The sequence below is a fragment of the Micromonospora sp. KC207 genome (genome assembly GCF_004348615.1).
In the GTDB taxonomy this organism is placed as follows: Bacteria; Actinomycetota; Actinomycetes; order Mycobacteriales; family Micromonosporaceae; genus Micromonospora.
Genome location: NZ_SMKJ01000597.1, coordinates 1 through 1,201, shown reverse-complemented (window position 1 = coordinate 1,201; position 1,201 = coordinate 1). Strand labels below are relative to the sequence as shown.

Genomic DNA, 1,201 nt, shown 5'->3' with positions numbered 1-1,201 from the left:
GTACGGGGGTGGTCGGCACAGGGGTGGGGCCGCTGCCGAGGGCATCGGCCACCGCCTGGTACGCGGGCTTCGGCGCGTAGTTCTCGTCCCAGATCAGCGCGGCGCCCTCGCCGGGGAAGACTCCCGGGATCCAGGAGTACTTGTCGGTGATGCCCCAGACGGTCACGCCGGCGCACCGGGCCACCGCGAGGCAGACGTTGACGACCTTCTTGTAGTCAGCGGCCTGCGTGGCCAGCTTGGTGGCGTTCGCCGGGGTGGACATCCGGATGTCCAACTCGGTGACCCGCACGTCGACGCCGAGGTCGGCGAAGCGCTGGAGGTTGGCCTGCATGTCGCCGGGGACCTGCCCGATGATCAGGTGCGCCTGGAAGCCGACGCAGTCGATCGGCACGCCCCGGGCCTTGAAGTCCCTGACCAAATTGTAGATCGCGGTGCTCTTGGCGTTGATCCCGTCGGTGCTGTAGTCGTTGATGCACAGCTTCGCACCCGGGTCGGCGGCGCGGGCGGCGCGGAACGCCTCCTCGATCCAGCTGTTGCCGATCCGCTGCTGCAGGATGCTGTCCCGGCGTCCGCCGGAGCCGCCGTCGGCGAACGCCTCGTTCACCACGTCCCAGGCGACGATCTTGCCCTTGAAGTGGCCGGCCACCTTGGCGATGTGGTTCTTCATCGCGGCGAGCAGGTCCGGACCGGAGAGGTTCGCCGTCCAGTTGGGCATCTGGTTGTGCCAGACCAGGGTGTGGCCGTACACCTTCTTGCCACCACTCGCGGCGTAGTTGACGACCGCGTCGCCCTGGCCGAAGGTGAACTGGTTCGGGTTCGGCTCGGTGGCGTCCCACTTCATCGCGTTCTCGGCGACGACGAGGTTGAACTCGGCGTCGGCGATCTGCTTGTACGGGCCTTCGGGGAGCCGGTTGGGGTCCAGGGCGAAGCCGATGTCGCGGCCCTTGGCGTCGGCGAGGCTCTTCAAGCTGGCGGCGGCCTCGGCGGTGCCGGGCTGGGCGACGGTGACGCCCAGGGCGAGCACGCTCGCGGCGGCGAGCAGGCCAGCCAGCAGGCCCGACCGGGCGCGCCGGCGGGTGAGGTGGTGGATGCGCATGCGTTCCCTGTCCTTCGTATGAGTCGCCAGCACGGCGACGACGAGACGATGGGAGCGCTCCCGACATCCTGACACCATCACCCCCCACCGTCAACCACCCAACTC

General features: G+C 69.0%; 1 protein-coding gene. It reads right to left on the bottom strand.

Going from position 1 to position 1,201, the window contains the following annotated elements:
• The coding region (locus E1258_RS32730) for an endo-1,4-beta-xylanase (protein ID WP_132407857.1) at positions 1-1,096 on the bottom strand (1,096 nt) is incomplete at its 3' end.
• Positions 1,097-1,201: the final 105 nt, after the last annotated feature.